The organism is Chryseobacterium sp. FR048 (genome assembly GCF_056844665.1).
In genome coordinates this window covers 316,555-340,953 of the sequence record NZ_JBXDSE010000002.1, presented here as the reverse complement: position 1 = coordinate 340,953, position 24,399 = coordinate 316,555, and the positions used below count along the sequence as shown (strand labels likewise).

Below are 24,399 nucleotides of genomic sequence, written 5' to 3'. Positions count from 1 at the left end.
GATATTTGTATAACGGGCTAAAGCCCGTTCCTATTGAATAGTAGCACTCCTGTGTGGTCGGTCTCAAAAAAAACTGAACTTTTCAGCAATATATATTTGAACTTTGTACCAATATTCCCGGGTCTTAAATCTTTGAACTTTGTATCATCATTTAAAAACAAAATACAATGAGCAAAACTATTTTAATTACAGGGGCAGCAAGTGGATTCGGAAAAATTGCAGCTTTCGATCTTGCTAAAAAAGGGTATAAAGTAATTGCAACTACCCAGGTATATCCCCAGATGAGTGATCTGATCCGTGAAGCAAAAGAATCAGGAATTGATCTTACCGTGGATAAACTGGATGTCACCAATCCTCGTGATCTGGAGTATATTCATCAAAAATATGATATTGATATTCTGGTAAGCAATGCCGGAATTATGGAAGGCGGTCCTATTGCTGAGCAGCCCATAGATCTGATCCGCTCTATGTTTGATGTCAACGTTTTTGGTGGACTGGCTCTGGCACAGGGCTTTATCAAAAAGTTTATTGATCAGAAGAAACCGGGTAAGATCGTATTTACGACTTCCATGGGAGAATTGTGGACGGTTCCTTATGTTGCAGCTTACTGTGCATCCAAACATGCTATGGGATCTATAGCTGAAGGCTTGAGAACAGAACTTGCTCCATTTAATATCAAAATTGCAACCTGCAATCCGGGAATATTTGGAACTGGTTTTAATGACCGTGGGGTAGATTCTATTTTCCGTTGGTACAATCCTGAAAAGAATTTCACTCCTCTTTCAGCCTTTGATGGCGCTGCAGAATCATTGGCCCATCAGTTGGATCCTCAATCTATGGCAGAATGTATTGTGGATGTGGTATTGGATGATCATTCCAATTTCAGAAATGTACACCCAAAAGAGACGGAAGATTTTGTAAAACAACTGCAGGCAGAAGCCTGGACCGCAAAAAGCTAATAAGATGGAACTAAGTTATGAACTTGCTGAAAAAGCATTACAGGCAGCAATTCAAAAAGCCGGATCGATGAATATTCCGGTAAGCATTGCCATAGTAGATCAGGGAGGCCATCTTATGGCTTTTGCAAGGCTTGACAGTGTATATGGAGTGATAGAATTTGCCATGAAAAAGGCTCAAACGGCTGTGATGTTCGGGATTGACAGCGATATAATGGGCAATATTATTTCCGGAGCAGATATTCACGGATACGGAATGCTGAATTCTAACGGAGGTCTTTTAACCATTGCTGGTGGAGTTGTTATTAAAAGTCCAGACGGAAAAGTAATAGGAGGGATTGCTTCTTCAGGCGGAAGTCCGGAACAGGATAAAGAAATTGCAACCGCAGGAGCTTCTGTTATTGGGTAATTTTCAGATATTTGCAGTATGGAGAAAACTTCTGAGATCATATTTGACAAACTGGTTTATTCATGTGCTTTTGAATCCTACAAAGGGCATGAAGAATTTATTCCTGACCATTTTCTGGGATTTCAGTTATCAGGGGAAACACATGCTTTTCATGAACAGGGAAAGACTGTCATCAGGGAGAATACGGTGGTTCTGGTGAGAAAAAATCAATTGATCAGAACGATGAAATATCCTTCAAAGAATGAAAAATATCAGTTTCTTTCCATTACATTAGATTATGAAACGCTTAGACAGTTTGCGGCCGAAAATAAGATCTCTGCTAATAGTCCTTTTCCGGATAGTAGCCGGCTGTTTTTTGAACCGGATGATTTTTTTACAAGTTATTTCACCTCGCTCATTCCATACGTTTATAAAACCAAAGAGATTTCTCCGCGGCTGGCTGCTATAAAGGTAAAAGAAGCGATAGAACTTCTCCTTCAAAGTCATCCTGACCTCAAGGATTTGTTGTTTGATTTTTCTGAACCTCATAAAATCGATCTGAAAGAATTTATGAATAAGAATTTCATGTTCAATGTATCCATAGAAGCTTTTGCAAGACTTACAGGACGCAGTCTTTCGGGGTTTAAACGGGATTTTAATAAAATATTCAATATGACGCCAAAGCAGTGGCTGAAGGAAAGAAGGTTGAAGGAAGCCTATTATTTAATTAAGAATAAAGGGAAAAAGCCATCGGATATTTATCTTGATCTGGGGTTTGAGAATCTGTCTCACTTCTATTTTTCCTTCAAAAATAAATTTGGGATGACTACATCGGAAGTATGATAAAAACAATAAAAAACACAACTATTAAATACTGATGAACACCTGGGTTCTGATGTTTATCGATTATTATACTCCTATGCTGTAGGAAAATCTGTCAAGGATACGAACGTATTTTTTATATGCCACGAATGCACGAATAGTATGAAAAAATTCGTGTATTCGTGGCCATAAAAACCTCTCTGGAGATTAGAAAGACTCTGTGGGGTTAGCTGTTTTGTAGAAAGTTTATAAGGATGGAATTATCTTTTCCGCTCTTAGCCTCTCAAAGACTTCAATAAACGAGTCTTCTGTACTTTTAAAGGCCGAGAATCCCTGTTTTCTGCTGGCAGACATATCACACATGACCTCCAGAGGACGTCCAAGATCCAAGTCTGTATGCCAGGCCGAGGATAAGCGATCAAGGTTTTTCTCGTTCAGATGGTATTTTACTGCAATTTCTTCCCAAAGCTGCTGATCATTTTTCAGTTCTTTTTCCAAAGGTCTTATTGTTCCGTTATAGCCTTCAGATTCAATACCAAACCAATCTGCAAGCCTCTTCCAAAGCCATTTCCAGCGGAATACATCACCATTGGTAATGTTGAATGCCTGGTTTTGAGCAGATTCGGTAACGGATGCCCAGACCAATTGTTTGGCTAGTATTCCGGCATCGGTCACATCAGAAATACCATTCCATTGTGCTTCAGAACCCGGCCAGATCATCTTCCTGCCTGTTTCTTTACAAATGCTGGCATAGACCGCTAAGGTGGTTCCTATATTCATCAGGTTGCCCACAGCATATCCAATAACGGTATGAGGTCTGTGAATACTCCACGTAAACCCATCTCTTTCTGATGCCGTATATACTTCATCTTCCTGAGCATAATAAAAATTAGGTAATGAAAGTCTTGGATGTTCTTCTCTGACAGGTGTTTCCGGAAGAATTCCTTCTTTAACATAAGCCTCAAAAGGCCCAAGATAGTGTTTTAAACCTGTAACCAAGGCTACATGTCTGACGGATTTTTTAGGAGACAGTATATTCAGCAGATTTCTGACCAGTGTACTGTTGACACGGATATTGTCTTCTTCCGTATCATGGCGCATCCAGGTTGTAAAATAAACATGAGTAGGAGAGATCCCGTCTAATGCTTCCATGAGGCTTTGCTCATCTAAGAGATCTGCTTTTACGGTACGGAGACCGGGAATATTGTTGTTGGGATTTCTGGACAGTCCATAAGTTGTCCAACCTTGTGCAATAAGTTCTTCAGCAAGATTACTGCCTGTAATTCCGGTAGCGCCTACTACCAATGCAATATTTTCCATAAGTATTGTAAATTTTTTTTACAAAATTATGGTCCGGACCAGGGTTTTACCCTTGACCTGAATCATGCATTTCGATTGATCTGGATCAAGTATTATTCAGGGAATTCTTTTTACGTATTCTGCTTACCGTCTCAGGAGCAAGCCCCAGATAGGAAGCGATAAGATTGTGAGGAACTCTTTTGATCATTTCCGGATTCTTCTGTGCAAGCTCCAGGTATTTTTCTTCAGCAGTATATCCATTGGAAACAATAAGTCTGTAATCTTTCGTTACCAAACTATTCTGATATAAAATTCTGAAATAACGATCCATCACAGGAATTTCCAGCAACATTTTTTCATAATCTGCCAGGGTAATCATCAATACCTCAGTCTCTTCTATGGCATCAATATTCAGAACGGCTTTTTCCTGATGGATAAAACTGTTGAAATCTGAGATCCACCAGCCTTCAAAAGCAAACATATTGATCCGCTCATTTCCTTTTTCATCGAGAAAATAAGATTTTAATAATCCTTTGCTTACAAAAGACAGGCATTTACAAATATCACCTTCCTGAAGCAGATATTGTTTTTTTCGGAGTTTCCTGGAGGTAAAGAAAGATTGAATCCGCTCTTTATCTTCATCGGTGACAGCAACCTTATTTTGAATATGGGAAAGCAGGACGTCGAGCATCAGACAAATATTTTATCAAAAATAAGACATTCGTTGTTATTGTTCAAAATCATAGAAGTTAATACCGGCTTCCTGGTCTTTTCTTTTGATGACTCTTGTATTTAACGGATACAAAATAAATTCTGCTGCTCCCTGAACCTTTGCTTCCAGAAGGTGTCCGGCTAAAGCGGTATAATCTTCTCTTCCCAAAGTAATATGCAGGTGGAGAGTCAGTTTTCCTTCAATTTCAGAAACGTTTCCTGAAATATTGGTAACTTCCATCTGTTCTTTAAAGGCTTTATCAACATAATTTTTTGTTGATGGATTAAAGAAACGCAGAGTAGCCTCACTTACAGCACCTATTCCTGTTACTTCGCCTGCCTGAATGTTCTGATCTTGAACAAAATCCGTTAATGTCTCTACAATATTGGAATGATTGCTAATGCTTACCATATAAATGTGATCTACTTTCCTTGCTGACCAGTTGTTGCCTTTAAGATTTTGTATTTCCATAATGATGCTATTTGTAATACATGTTTTGATGAAAAACTTTGAGCTTCCATGAATAAAATAATGCAATAATTATGCTTTACTAAAATGAATCCAAAAAAATAAGCCTTACCTTCTGAAATTTCTTTCGAAACAAGTCTGAAAAGCGATTAAAATTGCTGAAATTTGCAGCAAAATAAAAAATCAATGAAGATCGTAGACCTTGAACAATGGAACAGAAGGGAGCATTTTGAGTTTTTTTCTAATATGGCAAGTCCTTATTTTGGCTTTACAACAGAAGTAGACTGTACACAAGCTTATGATACGGCAAAAAATAACGGATATTCTTTCTTTGCCTATTATTATCACAAATCTATGGTTGCCATCAATACGGTGGACGAATTAAAACTTAGAATCGTTGATGGGCAGGTGGTACAGTTTGATACAGTGCATGCCGGAAGTACGATTGCAAGGCCGGACGGTACTTTTGGGTTTTCATTTACTCCTTTTTCGGAAGATTTTGAAATTTTCAATGCTGCTTTACAGGAAGAGATCAAAGGGGTGCATCATTCTACAGGGCTCAGACTGAGCAATGACAGGTTGGGGAAAGATCATGTGAGGCACACTACCATTCCGTGGAATTCTTTCAGTGCTATTCTCCATCCTACAAATTTTAATAATGACGAATCGGTACCAAAGGTGTCTTTCGGAAAATTTAATATCCGTGATGGTAAGAAATACCTTCCCGTTTCTATTGAAGCGCATCACGGCCTGGCAGACGGAATTCACATTGCAAAATATCTGGAAGAGTTTCAGAAGCAGTTGGATCTGTAGGGAGTATATAACTTTAATCATAAATTTTCTCTTTCTCCATTACCTTGATGGTGCGTATCACTGTTTGTACCCAGAATCCGGTAGGTGATTTGAGCTGCCGGCGGGTAACAAGAGCCTGAAAACATTGATCAGGATCATAAAAACTAAACCTGAGAACTTGTTACATTTATACCCAATCAAAAACAGGACTATAAATAATTGGAAACAGGCTGGTAAAAGCGGTTATGATATTTTGACTAAAAATGTGACGTGGTATGTATGTGGTACGCAGTTTTAATAGAATTTTAATCATTTTTTCTTTCTTTGCCCTGAATAAAAAATAAACAAAAATTCACCTGTCTGAATGGTTTGACATCGTTGTTGGCTCAATACAAATGGTCACCCTGAACTGTTAAATTATATTTTAAAAAGTGTGTGGATTTTTGAATAGGCGAAAATCGTTTCACACCCAATATTACGTTGTCAAAGTACTGATTGACAAGAAGAAAAAATGTACAGGTGCATAGAAATATGTAGCATCTGAAATTTAGTAGAGATGAGAAAATATTATGAAAAATAAAAAAACTGAATCCAACTTAGAGGATTTGAATCAAAAGATTCTTGTACAAGACGAAATCATGGCATTGGCCAAAGCAAATTCTCCTCGTTTGCTGAATAAATTCAGATTGGTCTACCCGGATTTTTTCAATAGGTTATCGGCTATACAGCCCGGCCTTAAAAACTCTGAAATGATCTTTTGTATCTACTTGAAACTCAATATGACCACGAAAGAAATTGCCACATGCATCTTTGTGACGCCAAAAGCAATACAGAACCGGAAAAACCGCATCCGAAAAAAGCTCAACATTCCTTCTGAATTTGATATTTATAAATGGTTTAATGAAATTTAAACCATTTTTCATTTAAAACTCTACGACGGCTTTCTCAAGATCATGATAAAGAAGTATTTTCCAATGGTTTTCCTGGGCTTCCTTTTCCCATCCAAGCCTTAGCTGCATTGCCTTTCTTCCGTCAAAATCACTTTTATAAGCCAGATGATACTTCAGATAAGAAGCCTGTGGAAGGTCATCAGCACCATAAAAGACGGTTTCACCATTTTCTCTGATCCAGAAGACCTGCATGAACGGAGTATGTCCCCCTACAACTTCGTATGAAATTTCATTAGTAATCTGTCCCTTATCATCATCCATCCAGACGATAGAAGGCAGCTGGATCAGTTTTTCTAAGATCTCAAAATCAAAAGACGGATTTCCTTTATTTTCCATTGCAAAATCCAGTTCACGTCTTTGGATATAGATTTCAGCATTCGGAAATGTTGCTTCAAAACCATCATCTGTAAGTCTTACAGCGCCTTCAATATGGTCTTTATGAAGGTGGGAGAGAAGCAGTTTGGTAATCTGTTCAGGGGTGATATGATGTTCCTTAAGAATCGTAGAAACAACGGATATTCCTGCTTCATTCTTCCAGCCAATCCCGGCATCCAAAAGGATATAATCATTGGAAGTAATGATAAGAAAAGGTTGTACAGACATTTTAATTCCCTTAGCGGTTTCCCGGTTTTCAGGGGTCAAAAGCGTAAAATCTTTGGTTTTACTTGCAGAGAAATTGCCTTCTTTGAGCGGAATGATTTTCATCCTGCAAATTTCCTCAATATTTCTAAAATTTCAAAGGTTTTTCATCGATCGGAGTGATCTACAAAAACGATCTTAGCCGATAAGATTTACCAATTGCTCAAACCATTTTCCAGGGCTTTCATATAATGTTCAGAATCAAAAGAATAAAGGTCAGGAGACTTGTGTGCTCCCCCCCGGCGTTGCTCTTCCAGTTTTTTTAATATTCCTAAGTTTTTAATTTTTTTGTAAAAATTTCCCCGGTTGAGCGTTTTACCTAGTAATATTTCATACAGTTTCTGCAATTCCGGAAGGGTAAATTTTTCAGGAAGCAGGTTATAGCCTATAGGTTTACAGGAGAGCTTTTCTCTTAAGGTAAGCAGAGCTTTTTCAATGATTTCTCGGTGATCCATCGCAAGTTCTATTTCCGGAAGCCGGCTCAGGTAAACCCATTCACAGGTCTCGCTCATTTCATCAGCAACAGGCTTAATCTCAGAGGATTTGTACAAAGCATAATAGCCTACAGAAATGAACCTTTGTTTCTGAAAAAGACTGTCTTCAAAGTCTTCAAAATACAATTCACTTCTGTTCTTCTTCCCAAAAACGCCAAATTCCTCAAGAAAAACATTTGTAATCCCGGTTCTGGATTCCAGAATTCTAAGCACTGCATCATTCAGATCTTCATCTTTTTTCACATAACCGCCGGGAAGCAGCCATTGTTTCCTGTAATTCATTTTAGCCAGTAAAACCTTCAGCTCTTTCTGATCAAACCCGAAGATCACCGGATCGGCAGAAATATGAGGAAGGTAAATTTCTTTTGCTTCTATAGATTTTTTTAGGATCTGTTCTTTACAATCCATATCATTCATAAGTTGGTGTATACACAAATGTAAGATAAAACCATCATAAAATTAGAAAAACACTTTATTAAACGTTGGTTGCAGAAAATCGTCTATGATAACGACAGATTTAATTAATGATTTGTTTTTATTAAAATACCTACCTTTGACGTCTCAAAAAGCAATCCTTTTTTGGTCAGAAACCTTTATGCAACGATAGGTTTTGATCATCAGGAAACGCTTTTTTCTATTCATTAAAACTTTATTTGTAAAATGCAGGAGAGTTCTTCTAAAGGTATTTCCAGAACAGTGATATGGCTGATGGCCATTATTTCCGGGTTAGTAGTAGCCAACAATTATTATAACCAGCCTTTACTGGCGCTTATTTCTGAAGACCTTCATGTCTCCGAAAGTGCAGCAAGCAGGATTTCTGTGCTTACTCAGATTGGCTATGCACTGGGTCTGTTGCTGATCGTTCCGCTTGGAGATAAATTTTTCCGTAAAAAACTGATCCTGATAGATCTTTTTCTTGTTTTTGGCTCACTGCTATGGATGACTTTTGCCACTCAATTGTGGATGTTGTATGCAGCCAGCCTGCTGATTGGGGCTACTTCCGTTATTCCGCAGCTGTTTGTTCCGATAGCCGCAGAGCTATCTTCCGATAATGAAAAATCTGCTAACATAGGGCTTGTGATGTCCGGCCTTTTACTGGGGATCCTTCTTTCCCGCTTTGTAGGAGGAATTGTAGGTGAAGTCTGGGGGTGGAGAGCAATGTTTGGAATTGCGGCCGGGCTGATGATCTTAGTCTGGCTGGCCGTATATAAAATGCTTCCTGAGCTGCATCCCAACTTCAAAGGAACCTATAAAGAGCTGATGCGTTCCGTAGCCCAGCTTGCCAGAACCCAGCCGATTCTTCAGCTTGCTTCATTCAGAGGGGCTATGGCTTTCGGGTCTATGTGTGCTTTGTTCACAACATTGGTTTTTCATATGGAGAAACCACCCTTTAATGCAGGATCTTCTGTAGTAGGTAGTTTTGGACTGGCTGGAGCAGTAGGTGCTTTGGCAGCAGCTAAAGTGGGAAAAATGCAAAAATACATGGACATCAACAGGATTATCCTGTATTCATTACTGATCGTCATAGGAAGCTGGGGATTTACGTATTTTGCAGGGGAAACATACTGGGGACTGATTGTGGGAGTCATTCTGGTAGACCTGGGAGTACAGTCCAGCCATATTATGAACCAGACCAATTATTTCCTGATCAAATCCAATGCAGTCAATAGATTGAATACCGTGTACATGGTTTCTTACTTCATTGGCGGATCATTGGGAACATGGCTTGCATCTCTTGCCTGGCAGAAAGCACAATGGACTGGAGTATGTTTTGTAGGGACTTTATTTGGTGTTTTGGCATTGATTGCTCATATTCTCTTTTGCAGAAAAGTAAACCAGGCTTCGTAACAGGTCTTATTCATTTTATATTTTTTCTTTGATTATATTTTAATCTAAGAATTCAGGATATTCTAATCACCTTTTGACCGATACTTTTTGTATCGGTCATTTTTTGTCAAAAATGATTCCCAATTTCAGTTTGTGCTTTTTACTTTTTCTTTATTTATACAAATAAAAAATGTGAATTTTGTACTGTTCAGGGATACCAAAATTGCTTTGAATGGAAGTCTTATCAGGCTTTATAAATGAAAGTTAATAAGTAATTTAACTTTATTTAACAGTTTACAAATGTGTTAGTTATGGCTGTTTTTAAATCTATAGTCGTAGAATTACTACAAAAATTAAAAATTCAATATAAATATTTTGCGGATACAATTGTTCTGTCTAACTTTGAACAACATCATCACCTATCAAGAAGTATTAATATTTAAAATTTACGAATCATGGAAGCAAATTCACAGGAAATTTAAACCCGACTTAACTGAGGTTAGAATGGAATTGTATCAATACCAATTGCTTTTTTAGCCTCAAAGTTTATCTCTTTTCCAGATAAAACATACCAGAACAGTGAACCTTTTCAAAATACATCGTTCTGTTACTGTATTTTATTGATGAGCAGATGCTCTGTACTTTATTTGTTTTAATTGTCTTTTTACACTCTCAAACAATTGCAGCAAAAGGAATTTTCATATCTGTAGACAATGAAAATTTAAACGGGATCTATGATCAGATTAAGAAATCTAATTCATCAGTAGTAAAAAAAGGTTATGTTTAAAGATAATAAACCTACAAAGCAGCAAACTCCCAAAAACTTAAATACAGAAAATATAAAGGAAGCCGCTGCAGCAAAAACGATAAATAAAGCCGATGAAAAAATAAATCAGGCTAAGAGCTATGCAGAAGCTGTTCAGAACGCTCCGGCCATGTTTATGAATCAGAGCATGCAGCACAATATTCCCATGACGACCGATCATAAACTATGGTCTAATCAGCCTACTTCAAAAATTCATAATGCCGCATCCATTCCTTCAAGTCAGATTTTAGGAATCAACAGGGTCGTAAAACTTGAAATTGTGATCGAAGGAAAGCTGATCCCTCATTTCAAACATTTCAGCCTCAATCAGAGTATAACAAAGCACCATAGTTTTAGTCTTACCCTTGCTCATGATGCATTGGGAGATGCAGAAAATCACAATCTGGAAGAGGCTCAGAATTTTTTGGGAAAAAGAATTACAGCCATCTTCAAATATAAAGATGTTGAAGACAGTCCCGAAAGAAATTTTGTGGGAGTCATTACAGAAGTAGGCTTCAGCCAGGAAAAAGGAAGCCTCGGGAATATTGTACTCACAGGATACAGTCCTACAGTTCTTCTGGATGCTGCCCCTCATATTCAGAGTTTTGGAGGCGCTCAGGAAATCAGTTTAAACAGTATTGCAGACCAGGTGATCAAAGAAGGTTTAAGCGGTCATAAATTTGATTTCAGGGTAGATTCCCAACACGGAAATGTTTCTTACAGTTCACAGTATGAAGAAACCCATTATAATTATCTGGCAAGAATAGCAGAAGCCTATGGTGAACAGTTCTATTATGATGGTGAAATTCTGCATTTCGGAAAACTTCCACCACAGGAAAAACCTGTTCAGCTGGTGTATGGAAGCAGTGTACAGGATATTAAAATCAATATGAGAGCTCAGCATGTAAATCCTACCTTTTACGGCTATAACAGCAGTAAAAACGAAAAGCTCACCACCGGAAATTCCAAAATAAACCATCAGTCTGATATTGCAAAACGGGCTTATGAAATATCCCAAAAGACCTTTACAACACCGTCTTTAAGAGTAGCTCCTATTAAAGCATCCACCTTTATGGATATTGATGCCTCACAAAAAGGAACTGCAGGCAGCAAAGCCGTGAATGTATTTATTACTTCAGGAAATACATCTATACCTTTCTTATATCCCGGATGTATTGCAGATCTTGAAATGCGGAAATCAGAAACCAATCAGACCTCCTATTTTACCAAACTGATGATTACAGCCGTCAGTCATGAAGTTGATTCCAGAGGCTATTATACCGGAAATTTTGAGGCGATTGCTGCAGACACAGGCTTTATTCCACGGCCGGAATTTGAAGTCCCAAAAGCAGAACCACAGTTTGCCAAAGTCATCTCCAATACCGATCCCTTGAACCAGGGCCGGGTGCAGGTACAATTTGACTGGCAGAATGGAAAAAACACAACTGAATTTATCCGGGTTATGTCTCCTGATGCAGGAAGCAGTGATAAAGTAAGCAAAAACCGTGGTTTTATGTCTATACCGGAAGTTGGGGATCAGATTGTCGTCAATTTTGTTCACCAACACCCTGACCGTCCTTTCGTAATGGGAGGATTGTTTCATGGCAGTATTGGAGCAGGCGGTGGAGCAGGAAATAACGTCATGAGTTTCAGCGGAAGAAGCGGAGCAGAATTAAAATATGACAACGGAGCCGGATCTATGAACCTGAAAGACCAGGGCGGAGCGAATATGCATTTTGACGGAGCCGGAAATGCGGCTACCAATGCGGCCGTTTCCAAAACGATCAACGTAGGAAAAGGCAGCGAAAGTCTTCTGAAAATGGATAATGCCGGAAATATTTCACTGACCTGCAATACCAATATTACGCTGACCACCGGAAAAAGTTCCCTGACCATGAAATCAGACGGAACCATTCTTATCAATGGGAAAGTAATCAACTTTGACGGCTCTGACGGAGTAGGCGTAAAAGGAGGAAAAGCGATAGAAATCAATTCTCCTAAGAACCATATAGGAGGAGAAACCAAACTGGACGGCGGCGATGTATTTGTAAATTAAGGATATGGGAGCTGAAATTATTACCGAAAAGGATTTCTGGATCTGCTCCGAGGGGGCAGTACCTTCTCCTTTTCAGGGGACCAGAAAAAGCAATAAAACCATTGATGGTAAAGTTTACATTACCGTAGAAGATACAAGTACCGTAAGCTGGATCGACTTTGGTTGCAAAAAATATATGCTGCTGTTGGCAATAGTAGCCGCTTTGGCTGTAGTTGTTGCCGTAGCAGTAGGAGTCCTTACGGTGGCTACAGGAGGAATGGGGCTTGTGCTATTGGGAGCAGTAGCCGGGCTGGTAGGTGGAGTTATCGGTGCCGTTGTGGGCGGATTATTGTGCGGGCACAAAATGGGACCTGCAAGAAAATGGATGGGAAGTAAATCCAATTTTATTTCTACAGGAACCAAAACCATTACAGGTGCCCATCAGATGGAATGTAAAGCAGGAGGAATTATTCAATTTGCTCCTAACATTAAAAGCTGGCTGGATGCTTTCGGATATGCCGCCGTGAGCTATAGTGCGAAACTTACAGAATGTTTCTTGACCGGAGCCCTTATCGGAACAGGGGGACAGCTATTAGGGGTAGGATCTATAACGGGTTCTGCAACTGCTACCACCAGCACTCTTGCTGGAAGGCTGGGATTAAGCAGAGGCCTTTCGGTTTTAGGGAGAGTAACTTCTTCCGGAGGAACGCTTGGAACCGGAATTAATTTTTCCAGAGCTGCTATGGCATTGGCCAGACCTACAGGAATGAGTATTTTGCGTAATTTAGGGGCATCTTTTGGAATAGGAGGCGGAAGCATCGGGGCTGTTTTGCTGGGAAGTAGAGTTACCCACGGCGGAGAATCGGCGTGGCATGATTACGCTTTAGGACAGGAAGATCCTGCAGCATTAGCTAACAGTGCGGCCAAAGGTGCTTTGCCTGAATATGAATTCGGGAGCCGTATTGCAGATCAGGGGATCAGCGGACTGCGTTTTTCGGATGCCATGTTTTTACTGTATGGACTGAATTTTAAAGCACTTCCCAAAGGAATGGCTATGAGTCCAAATGGGAAACCATATTATACCAGGGACAATCCATGGGGTATAAGACCTGGAACTCCGGTACCTAATGAAGCGAACCCCTTCTTTAGAGCTCCTTCCGGCAGGGCTTATGAGGATGGACGTCCAAGTTTCAGAAATGAAGCAAGACTCAATGAGCAGATTTACAATAACTCCAGAAGAGCTGATGGCAAAGTCTATGATCCTGTTTCCGGGGATGAAATTATCTGGAGACCCGGAGAGCCATTAAGAGGAAACTGGTACAAAGGTCATAAACCAGGATATGAATACAGGCATCTGATCAGAGCATTAAGAGAAGGAAGAATTACAGAACAGGAATTCCTTGATTATTATAATGATCCACAATATTACAGACCGGAGACTCCTGAGACGAGTAGTTCGCATTCTCATGAATCAGAGGTTTCATTGTATCCTTTTGATCAATAAATTTATAAAGTATGAATATTCACCAATTAGCTATAAAAGAAGATCCAACGGAATTGAAAAAAATGTTGGAAGAGCATCCGGAATCCGTCAATGAAAAAGAAAAAGGAATGCAGCAGACTCCGTTAATGTTAGCCACTGAAATGGAGCGTGTTCAATCCGTAAAGTTACTTTTAGAATATGGAGCAGATCCCAATTTGCAAAATGTAGATGGAAAAACCGCATTGCATCTGCTTCCTGTAAAGCAGCCTATCAAATGGTCCTCTTCTGAAGCTAAAATTGAAATGGCAGTATTGCTGATGAAGCATGGGGCAGATATTAATATCAAAGATAATTATAATAACCAACCTTTGTGGACGGCGGTATTTGAAGCAGCGGACGGTGATCTGGAAAAACTTCCACTCGTTGAGTTGTATGTGAAAAATAAAGCAGACATAAATAATAAAAACAAATCAGATAGAAGTCCCCTGGATTTTGCAAAAAAGGTTGGATGGCAGCCATTAATAGACATTTTAGAACAACAGAATTAATGGTGATCTATGAATATCTATAAAGCAGTCATCAGGAAAGATCCCACACAGCTGAAAGCAATACTGGCTGAAAACAAGGCTGTTATCAATGATCCCGAAAAAGGGATGCGGCATACGGCATTAATGCTGGCCGTTATGATGGAGCGTATAGAGTCTGTAGAACTTCTGCTGGATTTCGGTGCAGATCCGAATTTACAAAACGTTGAGGGAAGAACCGCTTTACATTTGTTACCAGAGCGCCAACCCATTGCCTGGACAAGCGTGAACCATAAAATAAAAATAGCAGAATTGCTGCTTCAGAAGGGAGCTGATCTTAGCATTACCGATCAATTCGGGGGACAGCCTTTATGGTATGCAGTATTTTATGTCAAAACCCCGGAAGACATCAGTTTAGTAAAAACCTATTTACAATACGGAGCAGACCCCAATTATAAAAACAACAAGCAAAGTGCCCTTGATTTTGCAAAAAAAATAGAATATCAACCTTTAATTGAAGTTTTGGAAGGAAAATAAAGGAGATCTCTACGATAAAAAACCAAATATTCTCACCCAATATGGAGCTAAGAAAAATAATACACAGTGAATCAAAAAGCCATAATGAACCCCCTCTTACTTTTGAGGAGGCGGTAGATTTATTCAAAAAGCTGGACTGGTCGGACGAAAATACCTTTTATAATCAGGAATTCGGAGACTCTTATTTGCAGCTGAAAGCCTTGAGATATGATGAAATTTTTGATCAGAAAGAAATAAAAGTAGAAATACTGCTGGACGAAAACATCATCAAATTTGCAGCCACTAAGGTCACTAAACAGGAAGCACTCGATCTGATCCGGTATTATTTCGAACATAATGAGATTGGAGATATATCTTCTTATAGTACAGAATTTATTTAAGACCATTATCTATGCCGAACAATACCATTCTCATTAGCGAGCCATTCAATGAACAGTATGAATTAGTGATTGAAACAAATTCTAAACTGATTGACAATCATATGACCTCAAGGACCATCATGAGATATGATTTTACCGTGATCAGATGTACCCCCAATGAGATTGAATGCCGACTTGTTTTGTTGGATCTTTTCCTGGATCAGTCTAATAACGATTTGGTAAAAGAAATTGCACAGGTTACGGCTGCTTTTAACAGAATGTTTAATGAGCTTCATCTAAAGCTGTCACAGAAAGGAGAGATCATAGAGGTCCTGAATATGGAGCTGGTTCTTTCAAAATGGCAACAGACTAAAGCTGAAATGACCGCCGTACTTTCTAATAACGATGAATTGAAAAAGCTTATCGCCGTCAATGATTCTTTATTTACCAACAAAGAAAAGCTGGCACAGACCATTCAGAACAGTGAATTTCTGCATATGTATTTCGGGCAGGTTTTCAATATTGATCTTCCCAAAACCAAAAGAATAACTGGAGCCAACATCCTGAATACAGCTAATCTGGAATGGGATATGAACATCAGTGAACAAACGGGAGGGAATCCGAATGATATACATATTGTTGTCAATACTTACCCGGTACGACCGCTTTCTGAAGGATACCTGAACGCTGCTTATGGCCAGTTCAAAGACAGAATAGATCTGGATCTGCTCAATTTTAACATGTTTCAGAAAGAAGAGAGGTCTATCGAAAGAAATACAGGAAAGCTGAAAGAATCTATCGTGGAAAAAGTAGAAGAAATAGGCCATGAAAAGCTTTATCAGAAATTCACGTACAGAATGCTTAGCGATATTGAAAAGAAAATGAGACAAAAAAGTCATACAATTTCCTGAAAGCACAAAGAACCACAGTCTAAGACTTAAAAAATTAGTACAATGAAACAGGTTATTTCTAAGGAAACCCGGAAAGAAAGATGGAGTAGGTCTTTTCGGATAGGAAGCAGATCATTTTTGCTGGGTGCTTCCAAAGAAGACACCGGTGTCTTACTCATTTTTGAATATAAAGTAGCAAGGGGAGAAAAAATCCATATCAAACGGTATCTTTTCCAGAAATTATTGATCGGTAACAGAATCAGGCTCATGCATCAGTCCCAGCATCAGGTTCTGAAAAAATTATAAATTCAGAGGTTTTTTTACCAAAATATTTCTTTTTCTGCCTCAGATTAAGAGCATACAGCTTTCTCAATCTGAGGTTTTTTATGAGTTTTCTTCGGCGGGTAATTCTTCCTGAATCAATTCCTTATGCCTGCCTCCCCATTCACTCAACAATTGCCAGATAGGAATCAGTTCCCGGGCAATATCGGTAAGCTCATAATCTACTCTTGGAGGAACCTGAGCATATACGGTTCTTTTTACCAATCCCTCTTTTTCAAGCTCTCTAAGCTGTAGCGTAAGCATTCTTTCCGTTATCCCTGAAATTGATTTTCTAAGCTCGCTGAACCGGAGTTTTTCAACCTTTAACTTATCCAAAATCAGGAGCTTCCATCTGCCACCAATCTTACAAACGGCATAGGTGAGATCACATTCATGGATATATTGTCGGTTGATATTATTCGTTGAGTTTTCTTTTATTCTGCCCATTACTTACAAATTTGTTAGTACCGTACAATCTGTTGTATACAGTGCAAATGTAAGGTTTGATATTTAATTTTGCCCTACAGAAGCAGAAAATATGCAGCAGTAAAGAACAATAGCGCTCACATTCACTGCAAAAAATAATATTAACTCAAATTAAAAATAAAAATGCAGTTCACTTCACCAATCGTTCAGATCTTAGATCACTTAGAAAAAATACAGCCATTCAACGCACAGAATCCTTTGGACGCAAGCCGCAAATATCTTGAAACTATGTCTCTTCAGCTCAGCGGGAAAAAAGAAGCCGTAGCGATGATTGAAGAATTAAATATTTCAGCAGAAAACCGCCGGATTCCCATCCGTATCTATCGTCCACAAGGAAGGGATACTCAAAAATCATCTGCTATTATTTACATTCATGGAGGCTGGTTCATTGCCGGAGGGTTTGAAACCCACGATGCTGTGGTCCGTAAATTAGCCAATAAAAGTAATTCTGTAGTTATTTTTGCGGATTACTGTCTCGCTCCTGAACATCCTTTTCCGGCAGGTCTGAATGACTGTGTTGATACTGTAAAATGGGTAATAGACAATGCTGCAAATCTCGGAATTGATTCGGATCAGATAGGAATTATAGGAGATAGTGCCGGAGGTGCACTGGCAACAGCGGTTTCTACACAAATCGGTGATCAGTTGAAATTCCAGATATTGATCTATCCGGCAGCAGACAACCGTCTCAATTCCAAATCATGGGAGACTTATGAAAACGGCCCGGTTCTCAACAGGGAAGGAGGGGTAGAAGCCTGGAAATCATATCTTCCTGCTGAAGAATCCGGCAACCCACTTGCTATTCCGGTTTTAATAAAAAATTTTAAAGAAACGCCGCCCACGCTGGTTATTTTAGCAGAACATGATCCGTTACTCGATGATGGGAAACAGCTTTCTGAAAATATGGAAAAAGCAGGCGTCTCTATCCGGACAAGCTTTTATAAAGATATGGTTCACGGTTTTATGCATATGGGGGAAGTATTGGATGAAGTGCAGACCGCCGTAGAAGAAATGGCTTCTTTTGCCCATCAAAACCTGAATCAGAAATAGCATCAAAATAATGAAGAAGTACGCATATATCGGCTGTCTCGGATTTATAGCGGTCATTACCACAGAATTTGGTGTCATTGGAATTCTGCCTCAGATTGCCGAACATTACCACATCAGTATTGACAAAGCTGGGTATCTTCTAAGTGCATTTGCTCTGGTCATTGCTCTTACAGGACCTTTTATGACCCTTTTTACATCGGGTATTGACCGTAAAAAAATAATGATGGCAGCAATTTTTATGTTCTTGGTGACTGGGATGGTGTCGTCATTTTCACCTCCTTTCTGGCTTTTGATGCTTGTAAGGGTTCTTCCGGCATTTTTACAGCCTGTGTATATTGCTACAGCGTTGTCTGTTGCCGTATCTGATGCAGACGATCGCAGTAAAAACAGTCTGATGAGTATTGTCTTTAATGGAGTGGCCATCGCAATGGTTACCACGGTTCCTTTTGCAACATGGCTTGCCGGTCTTGGCTCATGGAAATATTCATTTATGGTACAGACGGCAGTAAGTCTGATTGCCCTGATTTCAATTTATGTTCTTTTGCCTTCAATGCCTGTCAAACAGAAGAAATCGTATGGAAATCAGGTGAGAATATTGAAACAACCACCGTTTATTCTGAGCACATTAACCAATTTTTTCATGATTACGGCATGGTTTTCTACCTATAGCTATTTTGCCGATTATTTGAACAAAGCCAAGGGAATGAATACCTCAATGATCAGTTATATGCTATTTCTTTTCGGAATAATAGGAATACTAGCCAACTGGATCGCAGGCAGAATGCTCAATAAAAATGTTGCCGGTACGACTGCTTTTTTTCTTTCAGGAACCATTCTGATCCCCGTGCTTCTGTATTTTTCTGACGGAAATTTATGGGCTACCATCACGGTAATAGGGATCTGGGGATTTCTGTATTCGCCAAGCTTTCTGAATGCATCAACCTATATGATTTCTTCAGCTCCGGATTCATTGGAGTTCGCAAATAGTCTGGCTACCTCATTCGGAAATCTGGGAGTTACTTTGGGAACTACAATAGGAGGCTGGGTTATCATTACAAAAGGAGTAGTGTATACTCCGTGGGTAGGCCTTGTTTTCGGGCTTCTTGCCTTATTGATGATGATTCTGAAAACGATATTTGAAAAACGGGTTCAACGGCTGTCGGCTTGTTAAAATTAAAATGTAATAAATTTTGTTACATTAATAAAATGTAGTAAATTTGCAGTATCATTTTGATTTAAAATAGAATACAATGAAAATAGAAATCTGGTCGGATGTAATGTGTCCGTTTTGTTATATCGGGAAAAATAATTTTGAACAGGCGTTGGAAAAACTGCCATTCAAAGATGATGTAGAAGTGGAGTGGAAGAGCTTTCAGCTGGACCCAACTTTAGATCCTAAAAAAACTCAGGATACCATCCAGTATTTTAGAGAGAAAAAAGGAGTTCCTGAAGCTCAGGCAACCCAAATGCTTGGTCAGGTGACCCAAATGGGGAAAGGGGCCGGAATTGATTTCAACTTCGGAAAAACGCTGATCACCAATACATTCAGCGCACACAAATTGCTTCATTTGGCTAAAAAGCATAACCTGTCCAATGAAATGGAGGAAGCGTTATTCATCGCTCACTTTATTGATGGTAAAAACGTTGGTGACGTTGATGTTCTGGTTTCGCTTGCTGAAAACCTGGGTATTGATAAGGAGGAAGCAAGAGAAGCGGTGACTTCCGATCAATTGGATTATGAAGTTAACCAGGATATTCTGGAAGCCAGAAATAATGGTGTTTCCGGAGTTCCGTTCTTTGTTCTCAACGGAAAATATGCGGTTTCGGGAGCACAACCTGTAGAAGTATTTGAAAATGCTCTCCAGCAGACTTATAAAGAAACGGTGAGTCCTTTTAAAGATCTCTCAGGTAGTAATGGAGCTTCCTGTGATTCGGATGGATGCAGTATCTGATAAATTGTAAACCCCAAAACAAATTTAAATTGTTTTGGGGTTTTTAATTAAATTAGCAAATAATAATCATAAAACAACGTATTTTAAGCTCGATCACATTATTATCCATAATTTCCATGAACAAAAACTATTTAGCCTTGTTATCTTTCCTTCCTTTACTATTCTCTGCGCAGAATAAATATCAGAAAGAAGCTGATTATATCAGACAAAACTGTAATCAGGAATCATTTGATAAAGCCCAAAAAATTTATTCAGAATTACAGACTGTACAAATGGAGAATTCCTTTGACAGAACGTTAAAAAATTATTATGAGTTTTTACAATCAGTAAAGTGTGAAAAGCTTGATCCTCTATTAATTTCAGCATGGGAGCAGGACAAAATAATCAATGAAAAAGCATTTAAGACCTATTTTTATAACTCAACTGAAAATTATAATACCTTTATCAAAGGATATATTCTGAAAAAAGATTTCAGATTTGCTAATAGTAATAGTTTTGATCAGGGAATTGATGATAAACTACAGCCTAAAATGTTGAAATATGTAGCGTCTCGGTCTCAAGACGATTTCAATAAGATTGCTGTAGCCAATATTAAAACTTTAACCGGAGAAGAATTAATTCATTTTATCTCCACGCTAAAAAAAGATTTCAGCCTTACAGTATTTAAAAAACAACTTATTGATAAATCTTTTGAAACAGATGATGCTTTAAGTCTGCATTTTATGATCACCCAGTTACTGGATTTAGACGTTAACCAATCAACTCTCGAAGATATTTTGAATAAGAAAAAAGAATTTTGGGATAGAGGGAACTGGTCTGAAATATTCTGGAAGTTAATAAAACAAGAAGGCTTAAAAATTAACAAGGATAAATCTTATACGGTTGATTCCCAAAATAAAAAAATATTCAATATCAAAGAATACATAAGTACACAACAAGAGAAAGATCTAATTGGGAAACAGCCGATGCTACTCGTTAACTTTAATGTCCTTGAATATGATAAAGATCTTTTAATTCCTACTTTGGAAAAACTTAAGATTAAAGATATTGTGACCATACCCAAACAGAAAAGTGTAAACCTTTATGGAGCTAGTGGTGTAGATGGTGCGTTGATAATAAGTGTAGATTAAAATTTAATAAAACTCTCGTATCTTTGTCTTACATACAACAGCTGTATAAATCTGATATTTCAATGATAAAAATTAATAATGAACTTCAGTATCCGGTAGCAGATACACTTTTTGTATTTGCCTTGGATTCGGAAGCAGGAAAAGAATTTGAAGGTAAAAATAAATTAATAACAGGGATTGGAAAAGTAAATGCTGCCATAGAACTGACAAAGGAGATCCATCTTAGAAAACCTAAACTTATTGTCAACTTGGGTTCGGCAGGAAGTAAAGGGTTCCACAAAGGAGAAGTGGTTTGCTGTACTAAGTTTATTCAGAGAGATATGGATGTACGAGGGCTTGGCTTTAAGCTTTACGAGACCCCATTATCCGGAGTACCGCCTGTGTTGGAATATGGTCTTAAAATGGATGCTTTGAAAGAAGGGATCTGTGGAAGTGGTGATAGTTTTGAAATGAATCACTCAGAAACAGATTATAATATTGTAGATATGGAAGCTTATCCACTGGCACTGATCGCTCAGAAGGAAAATATTCCGTTTCTGTGCTTAAAATATATCTCTGATGATGCTGGCAGCGATGCCGCAGATGACTGGAGTGTACAGGTACATCTGGCAGCGGAAGCCTTTAAAAAAATATTATTTTCATAAAGCCCGGGAGATCGTTTTCTGCCACTAATTCACGAATAATTTTTGTATTAATGGCAGTGTGGCTCTCTCATAGGTTATGGATTTTACACAGGTTTTTCCTTTTATATTTCATAATATTTTATATCAATAAATGTTCGGCAAATGATCAATACCTCAGAATTCTTACAGCAGGTCAACCAGTATTATCCGCTATCCAATGAAACGGCTAATGCTTTATTGGCAATCTGTACGGAAAAAAAGTACCCTAAAAACGAGCTGCTTCTGGAAACAGGAAATATGGCAAGGTATTATTATTTCTTACAGTCCGGGTTGATAGGGTATTATACAACAGATGAAGCGGGAGATTCCATTTATAAAATTTTCTTTGAAGAAAACAGTTTTGTGGCTTCTACGGCAGCTATTATTAAAAACGAGCCGAGTGATTTCAGTATGATAGCTCTTGAGGATTGTTCGGTGATCCAGTATCCGGTAAAAGCTTACCGGGAACTTCTTGAAAAGCATCTCGATCTCGCTCTTTTTCATATTCATTATCTGGAAAAAAACTGGGTCGTCAAAAAAGAGCCGCTGGAAGTTTCCTTGAAATATGAAACGGCCAAACAACGCTATCTATTCCTTCTCGAAAACCAGTCATTATACCGCAGGCTCAAACAAAATCAGATCGCTTCTTACCTTGGTATTACCCCTACACAGCTCAGCAGGATAAGGAAAGAATTGAGCTAGATCAAGCACTGGTTAATCTTCTAATTACCTGATTTATTTCATGTTAATGTAGTGTTTGGTTAAAATAGATTATATTTGCATTATATCACTATACTGAGATATAATAATAAAAACCAAATCCACCATGAAACTACATCACACGTATTTCTATCATCCGGAATATCTGGAAACCAATGCTGCTGCCATTGAATATTTCGAAGAGCAGGAAATCTCAATGCAGAAAATTCAAAATGCTCTGGGAAGAGCCAACAGGTATATCATTCCCGAAAACTCTAAAGAAACCTCTCTTTCTATGGCTATAAAAGCCGCTAAAGGAGTGCTTGAAGAAAGCGGACTGTCTGTTCAGGACATTGATATTATAGTTTTTGTGACCAGTTCTCCAGAACATCAGATTCCTTGTGATTCGATCAGAATACATCATGCTTTGGGAGGAAAGCCCAATACCATGTGCTATGACATCAATGCCAACTGTATTGGAGCTTTTGTGGCACTGGATCAGGTTTCGAAATATTTAACGGCTTCCGGGACTGCGCAAAAAGCTTTAATTGTATGTGCAGAGAAACTTTCAGCTATTTTAGACCCGGAAAATCCTATTACAGCTTTTTGTTTTTCTGACTCTTCCTTTGCTTTTATTGTTGAAAAAGAAGAGGATTCTTTTTCAGGACTGATGGATGTTTTATACCATACAGATAGTAGCTTTTGCAACACGGTGGTTTACCCGCCCAACGGAGATTCGTGTCGCAGTCCTCAGGATCTTACTACATGGGATAAGAGTTTTGACGGAAGTGGAAGTGTACATTTTGCATTGGATTCCATCAGTTCTTTTTTGGAACGGAATCATCTGAAAATGGAACACATTGACTTGTTTTTGTTTTCGCAGTTTTCTGTAAAAAATATTAATATCATCCGGGATTACTATCAGTTACCGGAAGAAAAAATCCCTTTTTACTCGAAAGAATTAGGATATAGCGGTGCGTCAAGTCCTTTTTTAGCTTTAGACCAATACCAGAAGAATGTAAGATCTATCCAAAAAGGAGAATATATTCTCATATGGACCTTGGGAGCAGGATACCAGGCCGGATTGATGCTATGGAGGTTCTGATAGGTTTTATATGATCTGATAAAATAAATTGATAAAAGCTTCAACATATGTTGAGGCTTTTCTGTTTTTTGCACCGCATCTTTGCTTCATCATAAGATCATTACCTCTATTATAAAGTATGATGGCATTTCAATTGTAGTAAAATTTCATACTTTATAAGGATACTTTGATAGGATGTCATTATTAATTAAATCGTATTACAGCATGAAAAAGCTACTCAACATCGTCATTGTACTGACTGCTTTCGCTCAGTTTTCAGCACAAAAAATTATTCATCAGGAGATTTTCAGTCCAAAAATGAATAAAAAGATCAAAACGATCATCATTACCCCCAATCTTCAACCCAATACAAAGTATCCTTCTGTATACATTCTTCACGGCTTTAGCGGCAATCCGGACAGAATTCTCAAACAGGATATCCCTGATCTGGTTAAGAAAGCTCAGGAATATAAAACGATCTATGTTTTACCGGACGGAAATTACAGTTCGTGGTATGTGGATAGCCCAATTCTTAAAGATTCACAATATCAGACTTTTATAGGTAAGGAACTTGTAGAATTTATCGATAAAAATTATCCTGTGAAAACAGAGAAAAAATTCCGTGGTATTCTTGGGTGGAGTATGGGTGGTTATGGAGCAACCAATATTGGGGTAACCTATAATAAGACTTTCGGGATTGTTGGAAGCTCTTGTGGTGCGTTAGACTTCAATGAATTCGGGCAAGGTTATACCAAATATATGGTGGATAAAGTACTGGGACCGCTGTCATCTATCAACCCTGGCTTCTTAACGGATTCAAAAATCAAGCTTATGGCAGAAGCAGGTCAGCATTATATCTTCGACTGTGGTACAGAAGATGTTCAGATGATCGGTATGAACAGAAATTTTCACAAAAAGCTTACAGAAGCGAAAATTCAACATCTTTATATTGAATCTCTGGGAGTACATGATGATGTTTACTGGAGCAGGTCGCTCTCCGAACAGTTAACATTGTTTGACAAATTTTTTAAATAA

The 24,399-nt window shown here is 38.4% G+C and carries 27 protein-coding genes; 21 read left to right on the top strand and 6 right to left on the bottom strand.

Going from position 1 to position 24,399, the window contains the following annotated elements:
* Window positions 1-167 precede the first annotated feature (167 nt).
* From AC106K_RS06465 to AC106K_RS06455, 3 genes are read left to right on the top strand one after another with little or no spacing between them, the layout of a single operon-like run.
* A complete protein-coding gene (locus AC106K_RS06465) occupies window positions 168-959 on the top strand; it encodes an SDR family oxidoreductase (protein ID WP_482443887.1) in 792 nt (263 codons plus the stop codon).
* A 4-nt stretch (window positions 960-963) separates the two neighbouring features.
* Entirely contained in the window at window positions 964-1,365 is a 402-nt protein-coding gene (locus AC106K_RS06460) for a GlcG/HbpS family heme-binding protein (RefSeq protein ID WP_482443886.1), read from the top strand.
* A gap of 18 nt (window positions 1,366-1,383) precedes the next feature.
* Entirely contained in the window at window positions 1,384-2,187 is an 804-nt protein-coding gene (locus AC106K_RS06455) for a helix-turn-helix domain-containing protein (protein ID WP_482443884.1), read from the top strand.
* Between the two features lie 225 nt (window positions 2,188-2,412).
* Here the strand turns inward: AC106K_RS06455 and AC106K_RS06450 are convergent, their stop codons facing one another.
* The 3 genes from AC106K_RS06450 to AC106K_RS06440 all read right to left on the bottom strand — a co-directional run bounded on the left by AC106K_RS06450 (window position 2,413) and on the right by AC106K_RS06440 (window position 4,648).
* Window positions 2,413-3,486: an SDR family oxidoreductase gene (locus tag AC106K_RS06450; protein WP_482443882.1), complete on the bottom strand. Its 1,074-nt coding sequence runs from the start codon at window positions 3,484-3,486 to the stop codon at window positions 2,413-2,415.
* 85 nt (window positions 3,487-3,571) lie between these two features.
* Window positions 3,572-4,156: a Crp/Fnr family transcriptional regulator gene (locus AC106K_RS06445; protein WP_482443880.1), complete on the bottom strand. Its 585-nt coding sequence runs from the start codon at window positions 4,154-4,156 to the stop codon at window positions 3,572-3,574.
* A gap of 36 nt (window positions 4,157-4,192) precedes the next feature.
* A complete protein-coding gene (locus tag AC106K_RS06440; RefSeq protein ID WP_482443878.1) occupies window positions 4,193-4,648 on the bottom strand; it encodes a PPC domain-containing DNA-binding protein in 456 nt (151 codons plus the stop codon).
* A 183-nt stretch (window positions 4,649-4,831) separates the two neighbouring features.
* Between AC106K_RS06440 and AC106K_RS06435 the strand changes: the two genes are divergently transcribed.
* Entirely contained in the window at window positions 4,832-5,458 is a 627-nt protein-coding gene (locus AC106K_RS06435; protein ID WP_482443877.1) for a CatA-like O-acetyltransferase, read from the top strand.
* A 548-nt stretch (window positions 5,459-6,006) separates the two neighbouring features.
* A complete protein-coding gene (locus AC106K_RS06430) occupies window positions 6,007-6,348 on the top strand; it encodes a helix-turn-helix transcriptional regulator (protein WP_482443875.1) in 342 nt (113 codons plus the stop codon).
* Between the two features lie 12 nt (window positions 6,349-6,360).
* Here AC106K_RS06430 and AC106K_RS06425 read toward each other — a convergent pair whose 3' ends face one another.
* Entirely contained in the window at window positions 6,361-7,092 is a 732-nt protein-coding gene (locus AC106K_RS06425; RefSeq protein ID WP_482443873.1) for an MBL fold metallo-hydrolase, read from the bottom strand.
* 86 nt (window positions 7,093-7,178) lie between these two features.
* Window positions 7,179-7,928, bottom strand: coding sequence for an NUDIX hydrolase (locus AC106K_RS06420; protein ID WP_482443872.1), 750 nt, complete (start codon window positions 7,926-7,928; stop codon window positions 7,179-7,181).
* 252 nt (window positions 7,929-8,180) lie between these two features.
* Here AC106K_RS06420 and AC106K_RS06415 point away from each other — a divergent pair, with 252 nt between their 5' ends.
* The 8 genes from AC106K_RS06415 (at window position 8,181) to AC106K_RS06380 (ending at window position 16,286) form a co-directional block, all read left to right on the top strand.
* A complete protein-coding gene (locus tag AC106K_RS06415; protein ID WP_482443870.1) occupies window positions 8,181-9,368 on the top strand; it encodes an MFS transporter in 1,188 nt (395 codons plus the stop codon).
* Window positions 9,369-10,126: 758 nt separating this feature from the next.
* Window positions 10,127-12,208, top strand: a complete 2,082-nt coding sequence (locus AC106K_RS06410; protein ID WP_482443869.1) for a type VI secretion system Vgr family protein — start codon at window positions 10,127-10,129, stop codon at window positions 12,206-12,208.
* A gap of 4 nt (window positions 12,209-12,212) precedes the next feature.
* Window positions 12,213-13,691, top strand: a complete 1,479-nt coding sequence (locus tag AC106K_RS06405; RefSeq protein WP_482443867.1) for an HNH/ENDO VII family nuclease — start codon at window positions 12,213-12,215, stop codon at window positions 13,689-13,691.
* Between the two features lie 11 nt (window positions 13,692-13,702).
* On the top strand, window positions 13,703-14,218 hold the full coding sequence (locus AC106K_RS06400) for an ankyrin repeat domain-containing protein (RefSeq protein WP_482443865.1): 516 nt from the start codon (window positions 13,703-13,705) through the stop codon (window positions 14,216-14,218).
* 9 nt (window positions 14,219-14,227) lie between these two features.
* Window positions 14,228-14,731, top strand: a complete 504-nt coding sequence (locus tag AC106K_RS06395) for an ankyrin repeat domain-containing protein (RefSeq protein WP_482443863.1) — start codon at window positions 14,228-14,230, stop codon at window positions 14,729-14,731.
* Between the two features lie 41 nt (window positions 14,732-14,772).
* Complete coding sequence (locus AC106K_RS06390; protein ID WP_482443862.1) at window positions 14,773-15,111, top strand: hypothetical protein; 339 nt, start codon at window positions 14,773-14,775, stop codon at window positions 15,109-15,111.
* Between the two features lie 11 nt (window positions 15,112-15,122).
* Window positions 15,123-16,001, top strand: a complete 879-nt coding sequence (locus AC106K_RS06385) for a hypothetical protein (RefSeq protein WP_482443860.1) — start codon at window positions 15,123-15,125, stop codon at window positions 15,999-16,001.
* A 42-nt stretch (window positions 16,002-16,043) separates the two neighbouring features.
* Entirely contained in the window at window positions 16,044-16,286 is a 243-nt protein-coding gene (locus tag AC106K_RS06380; protein WP_482443859.1) for a hypothetical protein, read from the top strand.
* Window positions 16,287-16,364: 78 nt separating this feature from the next.
* On the opposite strand, the gene AC106K_RS06375 is transcribed toward AC106K_RS06380, so the two are convergent.
* Window positions 16,365-16,748, bottom strand: a complete 384-nt coding sequence (locus tag AC106K_RS06375) for a winged helix-turn-helix transcriptional regulator (protein WP_482443857.1) — start codon at window positions 16,746-16,748, stop codon at window positions 16,365-16,367.
* Window positions 16,749-16,910: 162 nt separating this feature from the next.
* Here AC106K_RS06375 and AC106K_RS06370 point away from each other — a divergent pair, with 162 nt between their 5' ends.
* The 8 genes from AC106K_RS06370 to AC106K_RS06335 all read left to right on the top strand — a co-directional run bounded on the left by AC106K_RS06370 (window position 16,911) and on the right by AC106K_RS06335 (window position 24,399).
* Window positions 16,911-17,837: an alpha/beta hydrolase gene (locus AC106K_RS06370; RefSeq protein WP_482443856.1), complete on the top strand. Its 927-nt coding sequence runs from the start codon at window positions 16,911-16,913 to the stop codon at window positions 17,835-17,837.
* A gap of 10 nt (window positions 17,838-17,847) precedes the next feature.
* The gene (locus tag AC106K_RS06365; RefSeq protein WP_482443854.1) at window positions 17,848-19,008 is read left to right on the top strand and encodes an MFS transporter; all 1,161 of its coding nucleotides are present in this window, start codon (window positions 17,848-17,850) and stop codon (window positions 19,006-19,008) included.
* Between the two features lie 79 nt (window positions 19,009-19,087).
* A complete protein-coding gene (locus AC106K_RS06360) occupies window positions 19,088-19,789 on the top strand; it encodes a DsbA family oxidoreductase (protein ID WP_482443852.1) in 702 nt (233 codons plus the stop codon).
* A 116-nt stretch (window positions 19,790-19,905) separates the two neighbouring features.
* Window positions 19,906-20,919 (top strand): hypothetical protein, encoded by a 1,014-nt coding sequence (locus tag AC106K_RS06355; protein ID WP_482443850.1) that lies wholly within the window; start codon window positions 19,906-19,908, stop codon window positions 20,917-20,919.
* 62 nt (window positions 20,920-20,981) lie between these two features.
* The gene (locus AC106K_RS06350; RefSeq protein ID WP_482443848.1) at window positions 20,982-21,563 is read left to right on the top strand and encodes a 5'-methylthioadenosine/S-adenosylhomocysteine nucleosidase family protein; all 582 of its coding nucleotides are present in this window, start codon (window positions 20,982-20,984) and stop codon (window positions 21,561-21,563) included.
* Window positions 21,564-21,704: 141 nt separating this feature from the next.
* The gene (locus tag AC106K_RS06345; protein WP_482443847.1) at window positions 21,705-22,283 is read left to right on the top strand and encodes a Crp/Fnr family transcriptional regulator; all 579 of its coding nucleotides are present in this window, start codon (window positions 21,705-21,707) and stop codon (window positions 22,281-22,283) included.
* Window positions 22,284-22,407: 124 nt separating this feature from the next.
* The gene (locus AC106K_RS06340; protein ID WP_482443845.1) at window positions 22,408-23,385 is read left to right on the top strand and encodes a 3-oxoacyl-ACP synthase III family protein; all 978 of its coding nucleotides are present in this window, start codon (window positions 22,408-22,410) and stop codon (window positions 23,383-23,385) included.
* 204 nt (window positions 23,386-23,589) lie between these two features.
* Entirely contained in the window at window positions 23,590-24,399 is an 810-nt protein-coding gene (locus tag AC106K_RS06335) for an alpha/beta hydrolase (protein WP_482443844.1), read from the top strand.

Bases quoted from the DNA above. Each gene is read 5' to 3' on its own strand.
- AC106K_RS06465 (WP_482443887.1), top strand. From the start codon at position 168: ATGAGCAAAACTATTTTAATTACAGGGGCAGCAAGTGGATTCGGAAAA.
- AC106K_RS06460 (WP_482443886.1), top strand. From the start codon at position 964: ATGGAACTAAGTTATGAACTTGCTGAAAAAGCATTACAGGCAGCAATT.
- AC106K_RS06455 (WP_482443884.1), top strand. From the start codon at position 1,384: ATGGAGAAAACTTCTGAGATCATATTTGACAAACTGGTTTATTCATGT.
- AC106K_RS06450 (WP_482443882.1), bottom strand. From the start codon at position 3,486: ATGGAAAATATTGCATTGGTAGTAGGCGCTACCGGAATTACAGGCAGT.
- AC106K_RS06445 (WP_482443880.1), bottom strand. From the start codon at position 4,156: ATGCTCGACGTCCTGCTTTCCCATATTCAAAATAAGGTTGCTGTCACC.
- AC106K_RS06440 (WP_482443878.1), bottom strand. From the start codon at position 4,648: ATGGAAATACAAAATCTTAAAGGCAACAACTGGTCAGCAAGGAAAGTA.
- AC106K_RS06435 (WP_482443877.1), top strand. From the start codon at position 4,832: ATGAAGATCGTAGACCTTGAACAATGGAACAGAAGGGAGCATTTTGAG.
- AC106K_RS06430 (WP_482443875.1), top strand. From the start codon at position 6,007: ATGAAAAATAAAAAAACTGAATCCAACTTAGAGGATTTGAATCAAAAG.
- AC106K_RS06425 (WP_482443873.1), bottom strand. From the start codon at position 7,092: ATGAAAATCATTCCGCTCAAAGAAGGCAATTTCTCTGCAAGTAAAACC.
- AC106K_RS06420 (WP_482443872.1), bottom strand. From the start codon at position 7,928: ATGGATTGTAAAGAACAGATCCTAAAAAAATCTATAGAAGCAAAAGAA.
- AC106K_RS06415 (WP_482443870.1), top strand. From the start codon at position 8,181: ATGCAGGAGAGTTCTTCTAAAGGTATTTCCAGAACAGTGATATGGCTG.
- AC106K_RS06410 (WP_482443869.1), top strand. From the start codon at position 10,127: ATGTTTAAAGATAATAAACCTACAAAGCAGCAAACTCCCAAAAACTTA.
- AC106K_RS06405 (WP_482443867.1), top strand. From the start codon at position 12,213: ATGGGAGCTGAAATTATTACCGAAAAGGATTTCTGGATCTGCTCCGAG.
- AC106K_RS06400 (WP_482443865.1), top strand. From the start codon at position 13,703: ATGAATATTCACCAATTAGCTATAAAAGAAGATCCAACGGAATTGAAA.
- AC106K_RS06395 (WP_482443863.1), top strand. From the start codon at position 14,228: ATGAATATCTATAAAGCAGTCATCAGGAAAGATCCCACACAGCTGAAA.
- AC106K_RS06390 (WP_482443862.1), top strand. From the start codon at position 14,773: ATGGAGCTAAGAAAAATAATACACAGTGAATCAAAAAGCCATAATGAA.
- AC106K_RS06385 (WP_482443860.1), top strand. From the start codon at position 15,123: ATGCCGAACAATACCATTCTCATTAGCGAGCCATTCAATGAACAGTAT.
- AC106K_RS06380 (WP_482443859.1), top strand. From the start codon at position 16,044: ATGAAACAGGTTATTTCTAAGGAAACCCGGAAAGAAAGATGGAGTAGG.
- AC106K_RS06375 (WP_482443857.1), bottom strand. From the start codon at position 16,748: ATGGGCAGAATAAAAGAAAACTCAACGAATAATATCAACCGACAATAT.
- AC106K_RS06370 (WP_482443856.1), top strand. From the start codon at position 16,911: ATGCAGTTCACTTCACCAATCGTTCAGATCTTAGATCACTTAGAAAAA.
- AC106K_RS06365 (WP_482443854.1), top strand. From the start codon at position 17,848: ATGAAGAAGTACGCATATATCGGCTGTCTCGGATTTATAGCGGTCATT.
- AC106K_RS06360 (WP_482443852.1), top strand. From the start codon at position 19,088: ATGAAAATAGAAATCTGGTCGGATGTAATGTGTCCGTTTTGTTATATC.
- AC106K_RS06355 (WP_482443850.1), top strand. From the start codon at position 19,906: ATGAACAAAAACTATTTAGCCTTGTTATCTTTCCTTCCTTTACTATTC.
- AC106K_RS06350 (WP_482443848.1), top strand. From the start codon at position 20,982: ATGATAAAAATTAATAATGAACTTCAGTATCCGGTAGCAGATACACTT.
- AC106K_RS06345 (WP_482443847.1), top strand. From the start codon at position 21,705: ATGATCAATACCTCAGAATTCTTACAGCAGGTCAACCAGTATTATCCG.
- AC106K_RS06340 (WP_482443845.1), top strand. From the start codon at position 22,408: ATGAAACTACATCACACGTATTTCTATCATCCGGAATATCTGGAAACC.
- AC106K_RS06335 (WP_482443844.1), top strand. From the start codon at position 23,590: ATGAAAAAGCTACTCAACATCGTCATTGTACTGACTGCTTTCGCTCAG.